Origin of the sequence: Marinifilum breve (assembly GCF_003202155.1) — a bacterium.
Taxonomy (GTDB): domain Bacteria; phylum Bacteroidota; class Bacteroidia; order Bacteroidales; family Marinifilaceae; genus Marinifilum; species Marinifilum breve.
In genome coordinates, this window is sequence record NZ_QFLI01000001.1 from 306,486 (window position 1) to 320,474 (window position 13,989).

Consider the following 13,989-nt stretch of genomic DNA (forward strand, 5'->3'; position numbering starts at 1 on the left):
AAAAATTGCATATGAATTTTACCGCAATTGATTTTGAAACCGCGAATGGCAAAAGAAATTCAGCCTGTTCACTCGGTTTGGTTAAAGTTGAAAATGGAGTAATTGTTGACAGTCGGGAATGGTTGATCTCACCTCCTGAAATGTATTTTCACCCAATTAATGTGAGCATACATGGCATTACAGAAGATGATGTTTCCAACCAGCCCAGCTTCAATTACATTTGGGATGAAGTGGAGGATTATTTGCAAAACAGTATGGTAATTGCTCACAATGCTAGTTTCGATGTTTCTGTACTTCGTGCATGCCTGGATACTTATGGAATTCCCAATCCAGATTTTGATTATATGTGTACCGTTCAAATTAGCAAGTATCTGTGGCCAAGCATGCCCAATCACAAGCTTAACACATTGGCACATCTATTTGATATTCCTTTAAAGCATCACGATGCACTTGAGGACACTTTGGCCTGTGCTAAAATTGCAATTAGAGCTTGTGAAAGTATCAGTGCAAAAAATATGAATGATCTTGCAAATGAGATAAAGATAAAGCCTGGCAAAGTTTATAACGGAGGGTATCAATCTCCTAAAAAATATAAATAGATTACATAAATTAGGCTTAAAAATTTTTCATAACTTGTCAATTCAAATGAGTTTGTAATCTAAAGCCTCTTGACGACAAGTCTGAATTTAAACTATTATTCTGAAAATGAGTTTTATCCAAAATATCAAACAAAAGCTTGCTGATCGCATTATTAATAAAAAATTAAGCAAAAATCCCAGAAAAAAAGAGTTTCACAACTTGCAAAGCGCAAAAAGTATCGGAATTCTATTCGATACACTCGATGATAAAAATTACCCAAGGGTAAAGAAGTTTTCTGATGATTTAGGCAAAAAAGGATATAATGTTCAAGCTGTTGGTTGGATAAATGCAAATGAACTACCTGATTTTGGTGTAGCTCAAAAAATCATTTTCTATACCAATAAGGATGTAAAATGGTCAGGTGAACCAATTTCTGAAGAGTTAAACAACTTTATGAACCAAAGATTCGATTTACTATTTATTTTATCTGATTCGGATCACATTTCATTTAGATACTTAGCAGAATTGGCCGCAGCAGCTTGTAAAGTAGGTGCTGCATCGGACCAAAGTGGTCGTTTGGATTTAATGATTAATCAAGGAAATAATAAATCCATTGACAATTTAATTACAGAAAGCCTTAACTACCTATCACTAATAAAAAAAGACTAAGATGACACTTAATAAATTTGAAGGAACAGGAATTGCCATCATTACTCCATTTCTAGACAATGGTGATGTTGATTTTGATTCTTTACACAAGCTTGTAGATTTTCAAATTACCAATGGAGTAAACTATTTGGTGGTATTGGGAACTACGGGAGAAGCTGCTGCCCTGTCGAAAGAGGAAAAAGCAGCTGTAATCAATTCTGTAATTGAAACAAACAACAATAGAGTACCTTTAGTGGTTGGATTTGGAGGCAATAATACCAGGGAAGTGGTTGCACAAATCAATCAATTCAATTCCTTTGATAAGATCGATGCAATTTTATCGGTTGCGCCTTACTATAACAAACCAAGTCAGGAAGGAATTTTCCTACATTATAAGGAAATTGCTTCAGCAAGTCCTGTACCTGTAATCATTTACAATGTTCCTGGCAGAACTAGCGTTAACATCAATGCCGATACTACCATTCGTATTGCCAATGAATTAAACAATGTTATTGCCGTAAAAGAGGCTTCTGGTAATATGGAACAGATCATGCAAATCATCAAAAACAAACCTGATCATTTCATGGTGATATCAGGTGATGATGCACTTACCTATCCAATGATTCAATTGGGTGCTTCTGGTGTAATTTCAGTTATTGGTAATGCTTTTCCGAATGAATTTAGCACAATGGTAACACAAGCATTGGAACGAAATAATCAAGCTTTACAAACCCACTATCATTTTTTCGATATCATTAAAGGTATTTTTGAAGAAGGCAATCCTGCGGGTGTAAAAGCTCTACTCCATCAAAAAGGGATCATATTGAACAACTTAAGACTTCCTCTAGTTCCGGTAAGCGAATCGCTTTACAAGAAATTACATAATTTAAAGGAAGAGATTAATAGTATGGCATAAATATTGCTTACTCTAAAAAGTTTAATAGTTACACTTAAATTGAATTTACAAACAAAAATGATTAGTTATATGAAACACTCATTTCGCCTATTTGTTTTCGCTCTTGCATTGGTAAGCTTTGCTTCATGTTCAAGACAAGTAACAAGAGTTTCTCCAGATCAACAAATTGATTTAAGTGGTCGTTGGAACGATACAGATTCCAAACTGGCCGCCGAAGCTTTAATTGATCAGGTTCTTAATCAAGGTTGGATTACTGATTATCAAAAAGAGTTCAATAAAAAACCAGTGGTAACCGTTGGTTTAATCATGAACAAAAGCTCTGAGCATATCGATGCAGATACTTATATCAAAGACATTGAAAAAGCAATTTTGAACGACGGCCGTGTGCGCTTGGTTCAAGCAGGAGCTAAAAGAGAAGAATTGAGACAAGAAAGAGCAGATCAACAAGATTTCGCTTCTAAGGAAACCATTAAAAAATGGGGACGTGAATTAGGAGCTGACTTTATCCTTCAAGGAGACATCACCTCTATTATTGATAGCTACAAGAAAGAAAAGGTAAGGTATTACCAACTAAATCTTGAATTAACTAATCTTGAAACAAACGAATTGGTTTGGATTGGTGATAAAAAAATCAAGAAATACGTTAATCGATAAAGTTTAATAAGGGAAGATTCGTCTTCCCTTCTCTTCTCTACTTCGGCAATGAACAATATGCTTCCTAAAAACAAGGCCTTTATTCTAATTCTATTTGTTAGCAGTTTATTCTTTTCAGGATGTGCAACTTACTATGCGCAAAATGAGGCATTCAATCAGTATTTCCTTAATGGAGATATTGCCAATGCTGAAAAAATGCTTGATCAGAATCCAAAAAACAAGAGAAATAAGAACCGCTCCTTATACCTTCTAAATAAAGGTACATTGGCTTGGATGCAACAAGATTACCAAAAGGCTACGCAATATTTTAACGAAGCTGACCTGTTTATTGAGGACCAGAGAAAAAACATTGCCAACGAAGCTTTGGCACTTCTTACAAATCCGGCAACAAAACCTTACGTGCCAGAGGACTTTGAAAATGTAATGCTGAATTTCTACAAAGCTTTAAGCTATTTGGAACTGGGCAATACAGAATCTGCATTGATTGAATGCCGCAGGGTAAATGAAAAGCTTTATGCTTTAAATGACAAGTACCCAAGAAACTATAAAAATCGCTATAGCGATGATGCTTTTGCTCACATTCTAATGGGCTTAATTTATGATTCTTCCAAGGATTACAACAATGCATTTATCGCATATCGAAATGCTTTTAAGGTTTACGAAGAAAATTACACCAAAAACTTTGGTACTCCTGCTCCTCAACAACTTAAAGAGGACATGCTAAGAACTGCTTACCTAACCGGTTTAAATCAGGAATACGAATTTTACAAAGAAAAATTTGGATTCGACTTTATTAAAAGCAATAAAGATGAAGGAGATTTAATTTTTATTTGGCTTACAGGTTTAGGTCCAGTAAAAGATGAATGGAGCATAAATTTTAGCGCGCTAAATAGTAGAGATGGATACCTTACCATGGTAAACGAAGGTGAAGATGTTAGTTTTCCTTTCTACATTGGCGATATGGACAGTGACAAGAGAAATTCATTAAACGATTTGGAATTCGTTAGAGTCGCTTTCCCAAAATACCGTGAAAGAATGCCAATATTTACCAATGCTTCTATCGTGGTGAATGATACCATCAATTATCAACTGGAAAAAGCAGAGGATATTAATGCCATTGCCTTTAAATCTCTTCGCGACAGAATGCTAAGAGAAATGGCAAATTCTTTATTGCGCCTGGCAACTAAAAAAGCCTTGGAAAATTATGCCCGCAGCAAAGATGATACTTTAGGAATGTTTGTTGGCCTTTTAAATGCTGTAACCGAAAAAGCTGACACCAGAAACTGGCAAACATTGCCTCATAGCATCCATTACCAGAGAATAAGATTAAAAGAAGGTGAGAACAACTTAAAGCTACAAGTTAGCTCTCCGAATGGTTCTATGAGCAATCAGAATGTTCAGGTAATTATAAAAGCGGGAAAAACCAGCTTCTATACTTTCCACAATATGGAATCAAACTAATACTCTTGACTTATTCAAGGTAATACAGACCCACTCCTTATCGAATTCAGTTTTTATTTCGGCATTGACCGTTAAATCTTCATTAAAGAATTTTTGACAGCCCATAAACAATCCGATAGCCAGATCGATAAGGTCATATTTCGACTGGTAACTTACTGCAAATGTATTTTGACTAATTCTTTCAGCCTTAAAACCAGGAATTCCTTTGTGAGGAAAATCGGCCTGAAGTTTTACGTGAATAAAATAGTCGATCTGCTCCAGGAATTCGAAAACATCCGAATTCCCTGCAAAATGTGGACGATACAGTATAATCAATCGACTAAATAGATACTCTCCGTAAAGTTTGGTCAAATCTGATGGTGCAATTCGAACTTCTTCTGCCAGTCGATTAATGAGTTCATGAAATTGTGTGTAAGGATAATCCATATTTACATTAAACACACCATGATCTCCTGCATCCAAAAATGGAACGATTTTGTCTACTGCCTGAGAGCCATACTCTCTTTCTGCCATTTCCAGCAATTCAGTAAAAAATATCCCTTTCATTCAATCCAATTTTTATTACTACAACGAGAATAAATATTTTTTATTATCCAAAGTATTAAAGTGGGGTTTTATTTTGTTCCTTGTTACGCAATTCTTCCAACAGCTTTTGAATTGCCAGATACTTTTGCTCATAATCCCATCTTCCCTTATCCTTTTGATGGGCTGCCTGGTAAAACTTGAATGCCTGTTTTGGTTTATTTGTGGATTCATAAATTTCACCTGCATAAAAGTATGGTTCTGCCCTTTCAGGATAATTAACCGATGTGTAGGTTAGAAACTTTATGGCTTCATCATATCTTGCTTCTTGCTTTAATTGCAGGCAAACACTTTCCAACAAAGAGTATGGTAATTTTTCCTTTCTTCCATAATTCAGCATGATATCTCGCAAAAAGCCATTAGCACTTCCTACTCCACCATCTGCCAAATCTTCAACACTAGGGTATTTGTAATCCTTAAAGATTACTTCCATCCCTCTCATTAAGCTTTTTCTATACAAACTGTAATGATCTTCATCGGGCATCCATTCATATTTCCACTTTAAATCTACAGGAGCTTTCTCTTCCAATAATTTGGCAAGCTCTTTACAAGCTTCCAGCATATTTTTAGCCTCCTTGGCAAAGCTCATAAACAGATGCTTGCGTACACTGGAGTTTTTCGTCAAAAACAGGTCCATATCATGAAGCATGGCCGTATCGTTCCACCATAAAATGGGACTAAAAGCCATATATCGGTCAAATAATTCAGGACGAGAAAGGAATGCATGCATTACAAACAATCCACTATAGTTATGCCCCATTACCAGGCGACGAGAGCTGCCTCGATACTCCTTCGCTACAAATGGAAAGATATCCGTTTCCAAAACTTGTAAAAAAGTATCAGCTCCACCTCTTGTTGGAAATATGGTTTTGTTCAGAACCGAATCAACCGGTGTCATATCTCTAAAACGATCGGTATTGGGGATACCCACCACCACATGAGGAGGAATAAAATGATTGTCCATCAAAAAGCTTAGCACTTCAATACCTGTGGCAAAATTAGACTCTGCATCTAACAAATAAATAACCGGATAACTGAAATAAGTATCCTTGAATTCATTTGGCAATAGAATTCTTAAATCTCTATTTTCCTTTAAAATTGTAGAATAAACATTGGCATTGATCAGGTTTTGGGGATTAACCTTCGCAAATAAACCATTCACACAAAAAATCAATAATAATGTAGCAAAAACACTTCGCTTCATACAAGTAGGGTTTAAGTGAATTTAACCTTATTAAAATACAATTATTTACAATATAAAAAAAACAATCCTTTATTAACAAGTTGTTTAAAGTGATTAATGTAAAGATATTATCAAGAAAAAACCGAATTCTGTACGAATCCGGTTTTAATTCCTAATCAATCTACCTACTGCAGATACAAGTCTAAGGTCAACTCAAAATCATCATATATGGTTTTGTCTCCCAAATTATCGAAAAAACTACCCGATCCATACCTCACATTAAACTTACTTCGGTCAATTACAATTTTGCCGCTTACATGCAAATCGTTGCCATGCTGATGCATATTAACCTTAAAGCTAATTGGCTTGGTAATGTCTTTAATGGTGATATTGCCATGTACCTCATAGTTTCCTTCACCTAAATTCTTGGCTTTTTGCATTTCAAATTTAGCTTCAGGATATTTTTCCACGCCAAAGAAATCGTCCGATTTTAGATGCCCTTCCAATTTGGCTCTGTACCCATCGTCTTTGATATCCGTACACACAATTGTTGCCATATCTACAACAAAACTCCCTTTTTCAAGCTTGTCTCCATTTAGCATCAAACTTCCTTCCGATACTTTTATGGTGCCAGAGTGTTCTCCAGTTACTTTTTTACCCAACCACTCTACTTTGCTCTTTTCGCTATTTAATTTCTTGTTTCCACCATCTGCACTAGCGCTAAGTGTAAAAACAAAGGCCAATGCCACAAGGAATGCTGTTCTTCTAAAAATGGTTCGTTTCATATTTCCGTTTTTTATTTAATAATTGAGATTTTTGAATCGATTTGATCGCGAGATTTTCAACATTGAATACAATCTCGACACACTATTTGTTTTCATTCCAAATAAATTTAAGGAAATATTTCTTAGCAATTGTTATAAATTCTTGTTAAAGGCATGTTAAAAATGAAGCAGGACAAAGAATATCGTGTAAAACCAAAAAAAAATTTATTTTGTAAGTTTCTACTTACAAACCGCTTAGAATATTTTGAGAAAAAACTTTCAAAAAAAAGAGAAAAAAGGCTTGCATAAACCAAGCTAAAACCCCTATATTTGCAGCGCCTTTAAGGAAAACGGACGCGTAGCATAACTGGATAGTGCACCACATTACGGCTGTGGAGGTTGGGGGTTCGACTCCCTCCGTGTTCACTTTAAAAGTCTTTCTTGGAGCAAAGGGGCTTCCACCCTTCCAAGTTAAGAAATCGTTACCCTTCATCCGGTAACGATTTTTAAATCTTTCTTTTTTGAAAGATGTCATTTCTGAAATGTAATGACAAAAAAAATGCAAATTCATTTGCATCAATAAAATTTAAACTGCTATATTTGCAGCCTCTTTTTTAAGAGACCAACGGACGCGTAGCATAACTGGATAGTGCACCACATTACGGCTGTGGAGGTTGGGGGTTCGACTCCCTCCGTGTTCACTCTAAAAATCTTTCTTGGAGCAAAGGGGCTTCCACCCTTCCAGGTTAAGAAATCGTCACCCTTCATCCGGTGGCGATTTTTTTTTGCTATTTACCGATATCATCATCGCAAATAGCTATGGAATTCCTTCTGTATCCTAAACTTTCAAATTAATTAAACATGTATAAATTATACAACTCCCTTATTCTTGTTGCTTTTATCTCTTTATTTTCCTGTCAGCAAAATCAGGTAGAAAGTTATGCCCTGCGATTAAAGCCAGGAATGGATTTAAAGCAGGAAATGGCGCAATTTGTAAAAGACAGACAATTGCAGTCGGCATCTATCTCTACCTGTGTGGGAAGCTTAAGAGAATTGATCATTCGCCCTGCCAATCAAAAAGAATTGTTGCATTTGAAAGGACATTTCGAAATTGTTTCACTTACCGGAACTTTTGCCGACAAAGGCAAACACAATCACATTCACATTTCAGTATCGGATAGTACCGGTTACACCATCGGTGGACATTTGGTAGATGGAAACATCATTTATACCACTGCTGAGATTGTTCTTTTGAACAACACCAACATCGAGTTTACCCGCGAAATAGATCCTGAAACCACTTTCTATGAATTAAAAGTGAACTAAAAGAAAACTGACACAATGCACCTATATACTACCAGCTTAAGAAATCGTCTATCTTATATTAGTTTGTAATTTTGTTATTGTGTGAATGTGGAATGAGAAACATACATCAGTTCTTAAATTGAATCAGCTTTCGAATTTATCAAATTTCTACTTTTCACGATTCAAACTCTTGACTCTATATGAATTGTAGTATTTAGACCATAAAATTATTGATTTCGTAGGGTGATAAATTAATGATCTTTACTTTGTTTATTCGGGTTTTGTGGGCATTGGAAGGACAAGCTACTTATTCGCAGAAAACATTTAGAGAGACGGGGAAGCTTCGAAGAATTGAGAAGATCGCCCCGCCGAACTTAATGTTTTCAAGTAGAAGAAGTTTGGGCTTACACGCCCTAGATTTTTTGCTGACTTTTTCATCAATGGAAAAAGTCAGAGCCATGCGGCTTGAGCTAAATAAAACTTCATTTCTAAAAGACTAATTTTCTGCAAAAATAAAATGCCACTCGAAATTCGAGTGGCATTAATATAATTATGCTTCTATTTATTTAACGACTACACCTAACTCTTCCAGCTTTTGGCGTTCACTACCCTCATAAAACAAATCTAAACACGCACGCAAATCCGAACAGTAAGTCATAAACTCGGAATAATTTTCCTGCTTTTGAACGGTGGCTTGTTGAGCTTCCCCATCCTCTTTTTCAGCTTTTAGCTTTAGTTCATCAAGCTTGCTTAAATCAGCCAAGTATGCAGCATTTACCTCTGGAGTTAAATTCACCAATGTAAGCTTCTCCTGAATAGCAGTGTGAGTAAGAATTGCATTAACCGTATCCTCGGCCAATGCTCTCCACTCAGGATATGCAGTTGGTACTTCCTTATTCAACCTTAAAAGAGTAGATAACTCAATATCGTTCTTAAAAAAGTATCTACCCACCTTACGCATTTGAATCAAACCACCGTGAAGTGTATCATAAAACTCATTGAATGATCGGTTTGCCTGATTGGCTTCAATTCGCTCGGTATTTTGAGCTTCAAAAGAAGTTTTTGCGATGGTATAAAGTGTTTTTCCCAGTTCTATTCTCTCTTCCGGATAAATCAATTTAATACGCTCTTTAATTGTTGCATCATTGGAAACTCCATAAACCAATAATCTTCCTTTTTCTAATTCTTTTAAATAACTTTCTTTCATAAGATTTAATTTTAAAATGTTCTTTTTGCAATGTTTAAGTTGTAAGTAAATGTTAAGCGATAATATTAAAAGCCATTTTGATCAATCAAAACATCTAACACTAGATACCTATATTCAAAACAGTTATAAAGAATCCAACTAGATATTTTTATATAATTTCAATTGAACCTCAAATTGCTTTGTGAATTATCTTTAATAAAATTATTGCACTTAAACAGGAATGTCAATATGCATCTTAAGCTTTTTTTATGATATTTATCATCTTTTTCAATCACTCAATTTCTATCCTCAAATGGTTATCAGTCCCCCTCTCTAGTGCAGCCTTAAATTCATTTTCATATGACTTTCTGTCACTTTTGAGCAATTCCCCCAACTTTTTCGTAATTCCCCGCACTTTTCACTGACTTTCTGTCGCTTTTTTATGATTTTCCCGCACTTTTGAATCCTTCCCCGTACTTTTGCTGCATTTTATTACACTTTGGAGACATTTCCCTGAGCTTTTTGGCTCCTTTTTGTGTTTTTGTAGGGTTTTATATTGCTGAGGGAACAGTTAATTCTTATTAGCACTTCATTCTTTCACTTTTCTTATCAAAAGAGAAGCTTTTTCTATATTCTCTTGTGGAAATATTTGCCCTTCCAATACTCTACCTTAAATAATAATATGATTCCTTTGTAATGGAATTATTGTTTTGTACATTCACAAGCAGAAACATAATAAGTGTACAATACTTCCCAATTTGGGTGGATAAATACACTTTATTTTAAAGATATAATGGAAATAAATACAATTGTGTTTATTTACAAGTTAGGCAATATTATAGTACACAACCCAGACACAAAAATGAGAAACTCAGAACGAATACCAGAAATACTATCAAGCTTAGAACGAATTTGGAAGGACAACCCTGATTTTAGATTAGGTCAGCTTTTAATGGTAGCAATTCGACCAAAGAATCCTTGTCCAGAAGTGTTTTATAAGGAAGATGACGAAATATTAAAAGGATTAATCGAATTTGAAAAAAAGATGAAAAGTCATAAGAAATAATTCATTTATACTTCATATTGATTAATAAAAATTAGGAAATGAAGAACCAATTTATTTTAAAGAATATAGTTGCGATAATAATCTGTCTAATAAACATTTGGTGGACTTATGACAATGCATATTTACTTTATTGTTATCATTTTAAATCTGTTTTCTATTTTTCAATGTATCCTGACTGGGTTTTAGTTGTTAATTCATTAATTGGTCTACTTGGATTAATTTCTGGTATATTAGTTATAAACGGTAAAATTAAACTTTGGATTGCTATTACTTTTAACCTATTAATTTGGACACTAGGGTTGCTGATTAAGTAATAACATTGCCTAACAATCTGGAATAAAGCATGCGGATTCAATAGTGTTTTGGTTGTTGAGCATGGAGTTTGAACACCGCCAAATCTTTGATTTGGCTTTAATAATGAAAAGATAAAAGCAAATAAAAGCTTTGGCTCTGGAGTCGTTTGGAAGGTTTGGTTCATTAAATCTCCGCACGCTTCATCCAGTGAACGTTATGTGCAAGTCAATCTGTAAATTCTAAAGTAATTAGATGAATTTAAAAACACAAAAAATATTGATACTGATCTTCTCCTTTGTAATGATAGGATTTAGTATCCACTTTTATTTAAAATTTGAGCAACAACGAAAAGTTTTGGAATTTGGTGAAATTGTAAAAGGAAAAATTGTAGAAATAAGCAGAAAAAATAAAGATGGTAATAAGACCTACAAAGTACAAGTTCACAATACGACAGACTATTTGGACTGGGGACCCAAAGAGTGGGATAAACTGAAAGTTGGAGATGAAGTTAAGGTGAAATATTTAGAAGGTAATTCTGAAATTGTCCAATTAACCATGAATCCTAAGTTTGGAAAGTATTTTTCTTCATTTGGAATTATAATTGGGGTAATTATTGGAATTTTTTCAATGATTTATAAACCAACAAATAAGAACACAAATAGGAATTAAAACCAGCGCATAACAGCTGGTCATAGAGCATGTCTCGGTTTTACTTGGCTGGATGCAGAAGTGATAATTTATACGAAAGAACCTTAAAGAACAAACCTGCAGACACAGCAGCACGCCTCCATACCCGCGGAACGTTGTGCCCAATACAAGAAAAATGAAGCAACGAATATTTTTAATTGCTATTATAATGATAATTACCGGAGACTTATTTGGTCAAAATGATCATTTAGTTCCAGTTAGAAATTTCGAATCATTCACAGGAGTGCTAAAGGAATATTATGAAGGAGTTTTTCAAAAGATTAATACTGGACTAAGCAGCAAACCATTGGCTAGGTATACTTCAATGCCGTCATTCGAACCAGAATATGTTCTTTCTATTGAAAAAACACCAACTGAAAATTATTTATTAATTTATCATGCTTGTTATGAAAATTATTGGTACGCTGAAGACAAGAAAGATATAGAAATTATTAAGAAATCGATATTAATTGAAAATGAATTCGCTTCTAAAATTAAAGAGTTATTTGATGCTGTTATCGCCAAAATAAAACAACCTGAAGAACTCATATTGGAAGAAGATGGTATCACATATTATTTTTCAACACTCAATTCGGAAGGAAAGATGATTATGGGAGAAACATGGTCACCAGAACCAGGTACTAAAATGGGAAAATTAGTGACTATTTGTGAAAGTCTTATAAAAAAAGTTGAGCAAGAAGATAAAGATTTTAATAATATTGAGAATATGATACGTGATTTGAAACAGAAATTAGAATACTAATAGTACTGGGCACAACAAAAATTAAAATTAAAGGGCGGTGACGCCCAACTAGATAATGTAACGAAAACAATAAACGCAAGCGGTTTTGATAAGGCGATGATTGTATACGGCCCTCAAATTTTAGCAAAACAGTTGCGTTTAATTGAAAATAAGGTCCGAGTGGCCTATAAAACAAATTACAAAAATGATTATTGAGACTAAAATTGAATTTAAAAAGTACGTGAAATTGATGTATCAATTAACTTATAAAAAACCTTCTATAATTTTCATTTCAATCGTTGGAATTTTCCTGCTAGTACTTTCTATTCAATATTTTATTGGAATTAATACAACGACAGACCAACCTCCATATGTTCAACTGTTTATTGGGTTGATTGTTTTATTCATTCCATATTCAGTATACAGAAGTTCTAAGAGAAGTTTCAAAACAAATTCAAGACTACAAGAAACAATTACATATGAGTTTACTCAAGATAAAATCAGAATTAAAGGTGAATCTTTTGATTCTGTAATGGACTGGACAAAGCTCCATAAAATAGTAGAAATGAAGGATTGGATTTTATTATATCAAAACAAATTGACTTTTAATTTGATCCCAAAGATTTCATTTGGAAAAAAAATAGAAGAATTCAGAAGTTTAGCGAAGGGGCAAGAAGGTCTACAAACAAAATTAAAAAGGTAACAACTACCCCATGCTGCCGCACGAATCCTTTCCCACGCTGCCGCACGAAACAAAGTTCGATGAAATCAATCCTTTCGTGAAGTAATAACAAAAGTAAAACGGAAAATACAGCTTGAAAGAAATGTCAGGCTTTTTTGTATTCATGATTTTATCTTACATTAATACTCTAATTGTTACCAAACCAATTCATGTCATGAGTAGAAATTATAAGTTCAAAAATCCCGAAGGACTTTATTTTGTTAGCTTTGCTGTAGTTGAATGGATTGATGTGTTTACTAGGCTAGAGTACAAAGAAATTTTAATGGATAGTCTGCGTTATTGTCAGCAAAATAAAGGAATGGAAATTTTTGCATGGTGTATAATGACAAACCATGTTCATTTAATATTTAGAAGTGCTAATGAACAGAAACCAGAGCTTTTACTAGGAGATTATAAACGTTTTACAAGTAATGCTCTTGTTAAAGCAATAAAGGGGAATCCTAAAGAAAGTAGAAAGGGTTGGCTGCTTAAGAGATTTAAATTATCAGCGTCACAGACCTCCAATGTTAAGCATTATCAATTCTGGAGGCATGATAACAAACCTATTGAATTGTGGAGCAACAAAGTGATTGATGAAAAAATAAATTACATCCATAACAATCCTGTTGACGAAGGACTGGTTAACTATCCGGAAGAATACATATATAGCAGTGCTAAAGATTATAGAGGCGAAAAAGGAATATTGGAAAATGTGATTGTTGTGATGTAAAGCCACACGAAAGGATTCGTGCGGCAGCGTAGGTTAGTCTAAATTTTATGAAGAATATTTTATTAATAATATTATCAATTTTCGTAACACAATTCGGAGAAGAAAAATCTTATTCGAAATGCTTGATAAATCGCAACGACAAAACTGTTTACATTGAAATGTATGCTCTGAATAGGAATGAAAAAGAAAATTATCAAACTGGAGTTTATGCATGTAAACTTGAATACAACAACAAAGTAGCATTTTGTATAACTGGTGACACTCTGACCATAAACACAAATGTTGAAACTGAAAAAGTAAAGTTTAAACATGATCTCCTGAAAGTATTTATATATTACTCTAAAGATGCGGAAAACATGTTCTTTTATTCTTCTCCGAGTGACACATTATTTTTAAAGCAATATGAAAGAAAAGACTTTTTAAAAATAAATGATTTAATAAATATTGAATAAAACTAAATCTCAAGGGTAT

At 34.0% G+C, this 13,989-nt stretch carries 17 protein-coding genes and 2 tRNA genes; 14 read left to right on the forward strand and 5 right to left on the reverse strand.

All coding sequences use genetic code 11. From position 1 onward, the window contains the following. Positions 1–11 precede the first annotated feature (11 nt). From DF185_RS01255 to DF185_RS01275, 5 genes are all read left to right on the forward strand, one after another. Positions 12–599: a 3'-5' exonuclease gene (locus DF185_RS01255; RefSeq protein WP_110358910.1), complete on the forward strand. Its 588-nt coding sequence runs from the start codon at positions 12–14 to the stop codon at positions 597–599. Positions 600–705: 106 nt separating this feature from the next. Then, a complete protein-coding gene (locus DF185_RS01260) occupies positions 706–1,248 on the forward strand; it encodes a DUF6913 domain-containing protein (RefSeq protein WP_110358911.1) in 543 nt (180 codons plus the stop codon). A gap of 1 nt (position 1,249) precedes the next feature. Continuing rightward, positions 1,250–2,143, forward strand: coding sequence for a 4-hydroxy-tetrahydrodipicolinate synthase (gene dapA, locus DF185_RS01265; RefSeq protein ID WP_110358912.1), 894 nt, complete (start codon positions 1,250–1,252; stop codon positions 2,141–2,143). Between the two features lie 69 nt (positions 2,144–2,212). Next, positions 2,213–2,797, forward strand: coding sequence for a penicillin-binding protein activator LpoB (locus tag DF185_RS01270; RefSeq protein WP_110358913.1), 585 nt, complete (start codon positions 2,213–2,215; stop codon positions 2,795–2,797). A gap of 48 nt (positions 2,798–2,845) precedes the next feature. Next, the gene (locus DF185_RS01275) at positions 2,846–4,258 is read left to right on the forward strand and encodes a COG3014 family protein (protein ID WP_133249924.1); all 1,413 of its coding nucleotides are present in this window, start codon (positions 2,846–2,848) and stop codon (positions 4,256–4,258) included. Here DF185_RS01275 and DF185_RS01280 read toward each other — a convergent pair. The 3 genes from DF185_RS01280 to DF185_RS01290 form a co-directional block, all read right to left on the reverse strand. After that, on the reverse strand, positions 4,250–4,804 hold the full coding sequence (locus DF185_RS01280) for a heme NO-binding domain-containing protein (RefSeq protein ID WP_110358915.1): 555 nt from the start codon (positions 4,802–4,804) through the stop codon (positions 4,250–4,252). The genes DF185_RS01275 and DF185_RS01280 overlap by 9 nt on opposite strands. Positions 4,805–4,859: 55 nt before the next feature. Then, positions 4,860–6,044: an alpha/beta hydrolase-fold protein gene (locus DF185_RS01285; protein WP_110358916.1), complete on the reverse strand. Its 1,185-nt coding sequence runs from the start codon at positions 6,042–6,044 to the stop codon at positions 4,860–4,862. Between the two features lie 164 nt (positions 6,045–6,208). Next, a complete protein-coding gene (locus tag DF185_RS01290; protein ID WP_110358917.1) occupies positions 6,209–6,808 on the reverse strand; it encodes a YceI family protein in 600 nt (199 codons plus the stop codon). Between the two features lie 331 nt (positions 6,809–7,139). On the opposite strand from DF185_RS01290, the gene DF185_RS01295 reads away from it, so the two are divergent. The 3 genes from DF185_RS01295 to DF185_RS01305 all read left to right on the forward strand — a co-directional run bounded on the left by DF185_RS01295 (position 7,140) and on the right by DF185_RS01305 (position 8,113). Next, positions 7,140–7,213, forward strand: a tRNA-Arg gene (locus tag DF185_RS01295). Positions 7,214–7,414: 201 nt separating this feature from the next. Continuing rightward, positions 7,415–7,488, forward strand: a tRNA-Arg gene (locus DF185_RS01300). A 160-nt stretch (positions 7,489–7,648) separates the two neighbouring features. Next, the gene (locus DF185_RS01305) at positions 7,649–8,113 is read left to right on the forward strand and encodes a PPC domain-containing DNA-binding protein (RefSeq protein ID WP_110358918.1); all 465 of its coding nucleotides are present in this window, start codon (positions 7,649–7,651) and stop codon (positions 8,111–8,113) included. Between the two features lie 541 nt (positions 8,114–8,654). Here DF185_RS01305 and DF185_RS01315 read toward each other — a convergent pair. Further along, the gene (locus DF185_RS01315) at positions 8,655–9,299 is read right to left on the reverse strand and encodes a PQLLE family protein (RefSeq protein ID WP_110358920.1); all 645 of its coding nucleotides are present in this window, start codon (positions 9,297–9,299) and stop codon (positions 8,655–8,657) included. An 841-nt stretch (positions 9,300–10,140) separates the two neighbouring features. Here DF185_RS01315 and DF185_RS01320 point away from each other — a divergent pair. Further along, entirely contained in the window at positions 10,141–10,344 is a 204-nt protein-coding gene (locus DF185_RS01320) for a hypothetical protein (protein ID WP_110359411.1), read from the forward strand. 154 nt (positions 10,345–10,498) lie between these two features. On the opposite strand, the gene DF185_RS23475 is transcribed toward DF185_RS01320, so the two are convergent. After that, positions 10,499–10,822: a hypothetical protein gene (locus DF185_RS23475; RefSeq protein ID WP_133249925.1), complete on the reverse strand. Its 324-nt coding sequence runs from the start codon at positions 10,820–10,822 to the stop codon at positions 10,499–10,501. 68 nt (positions 10,823–10,890) lie between these two features. Here DF185_RS23475 and DF185_RS01330 point away from each other — a divergent pair, with 68 nt between their 5' ends. From DF185_RS01330 to DF185_RS01350, 5 genes are all read left to right on the forward strand, one after another. Beyond that, positions 10,891–11,307: a hypothetical protein gene (locus tag DF185_RS01330; protein ID WP_133249926.1), complete on the forward strand. Its 417-nt coding sequence runs from the start codon at positions 10,891–10,893 to the stop codon at positions 11,305–11,307. A 154-nt stretch (positions 11,308–11,461) separates the two neighbouring features. Next, positions 11,462–12,088 carry a hypothetical protein gene (locus tag DF185_RS01335; protein WP_133249927.1) on the forward strand — a complete coding sequence of 209 codons (627 nt, stop codon included), beginning with the start codon at positions 11,462–11,464 and terminating at the stop codon, positions 12,086–12,088. A gap of 184 nt (positions 12,089–12,272) precedes the next feature. Continuing rightward, positions 12,273–12,770 (forward strand): YcxB family protein, encoded by a 498-nt coding sequence (locus DF185_RS01340; protein ID WP_110358924.1) that lies wholly within the window; start codon positions 12,273–12,275, stop codon positions 12,768–12,770. Positions 12,771–12,963: 193 nt separating this feature from the next. Beyond that, positions 12,964–13,518, forward strand: coding sequence for an REP-associated tyrosine transposase (locus tag DF185_RS01345; RefSeq protein ID WP_110359412.1), 555 nt, complete (start codon positions 12,964–12,966; stop codon positions 13,516–13,518). A 47-nt stretch (positions 13,519–13,565) separates the two neighbouring features. Next, entirely contained in the window at positions 13,566–13,970 is a 405-nt protein-coding gene (locus DF185_RS01350; RefSeq protein ID WP_110358925.1) for a hypothetical protein, read from the forward strand. Positions 13,971–13,989: the final 19 nt, after the last annotated feature.